The sequence below is a fragment of the Thioalkalivibrio sp. ALE11 genome (genome assembly GCF_000381205.1).
GTDB lineage: Bacteria > Pseudomonadota > Gammaproteobacteria > Ectothiorhodospirales > Ectothiorhodospiraceae > Thioalkalivibrio.
Genome location: NZ_KB906218.1, coordinates 1 through 1,203, shown reverse-complemented (window position 1 = coordinate 1,203; position 1,203 = coordinate 1). Strand labels below are relative to the sequence as shown.

The window sequence follows — 1,203 nt, the reverse complement described above, 5'->3', positions numbered from 1 at the left end:
CCTCCGTCTTGGTCCAGGTGGGGGCAGTCAAAGGCTCAGGGCGCCCTGACTATACCCCCGGGGGAGGTGTCCAGGCCAAACGGGGTGCGGAGGACATCCCCCCAATGCTCCTGCGCATTATCCAGCATAATCTCAATGACCGCCGGAACCAGGTCCCCCATGATCCGATTGGCATCCCGGAGCTGCTCGCGGTTCACCGAGCTACCCCAGGTCGCCCCACCATGAACGAGCTGGTTTCTGAGCGTATAAAGACGCTGGAACACGATCGCGAGAACGGTGCCGGTATCCTGTTGCGCGAGTGCCGCGTGCGCGGCTCGCCGAGCTGCGGCGAACCGTTCCTGCCAATCCTCACTTCCTTCCACACGATTCTGGCAATCCCAATAGGTCTGAAACACATATTGGTTGTTCAGCAAGAGACGGATGGATTCGGAATACTGCCGCCAGACCAGGTCGTACAGCCGCCTCCCGCCATCCAGGTCACTCAAGCGATGCAGGAATTCCCGCAATAGCCGGCTCTCGCCGACGCGCTGCTCCCCGAGATCGTTTGCGTACGCGGCATTGAACGCGATCCACAGGAAGATGAAACGCCCGTCTTCGTCATCGCACATCTCCGACCGCTTGAGCCAACTCAGCGCACGGTGAATCCGCAGGGCGATTCCTTCAGCGTGCTCATGTCTCTCGGCCCTTTGCCTCGCTTTCAGTTGGTCGTGCGACATGGTTCCTCCTTGCACTGTACCTCGCGGTTTTCCAGCCCCTCGTGAGCACGACTCATCGCGACCGCACTGAATCCGTTGGCAGCCGCACACATCGGCTGGTCATCGCCGACACCGAACGGACTTTCCCCCGCCCCGTGACTTCGACGCCTGGCATGTCGCGCAATCCGTCAGGCGCGACCGGGCAGAGAGATCTGCACCATCACTCCACCAAATCGAGTACGCGCTCGTTGTACTCTTCTTCGGTGATCACGCCGCGGTCTCGAAGCCGCCGAAGGGCCTCGATATCCGCTTCCAGCTCGCCCGATGTCTGACTTTCCGAAGGGCCGGCAGCGATGGCCTGATGCAGTCGCTCATCGTCCAGGGCCTCGTCGATGGTCTCCCACAGGGTCCGCGTCAGGATCTCTTCCAGCTTCTCGATGGACGCAAAGACGCCGCCACCCGCACCGCCCTCGACATTGCTCGCACGAACCGAATTCTCGTGGGCGAT

Annotated in this window: 2 protein-coding genes; both read right to left on the bottom strand. The window is 61.5% G+C overall.

Features of this window, described 5'->3' with window-relative positions:
* Positions 1-35: 35 nt before the first annotated feature.
* Positions 36-716 carry a HEPN domain-containing protein gene (locus tag F620_RS0114170; protein ID WP_019571099.1) on the bottom strand — a complete coding sequence of 227 codons (681 nt, stop codon included), beginning with the start codon at positions 714-716 and terminating at the stop codon, positions 36-38.
* A 199-nt stretch (positions 717-915) separates the two neighbouring features.
* The coding region (locus F620_RS0114165) for an SHOCT domain-containing protein (RefSeq protein WP_026331515.1) at positions 916-1,203 on the bottom strand (288 nt) is incomplete at its 5' end.

Coding starts and splice junctions, on each gene's coding strand:
- F620_RS0114170 (WP_019571099.1), bottom strand. CDS start 716: ATGTCGCACGACCAACTGAAAGCGAGGCAAAGGGCCGAGAGACATGAG.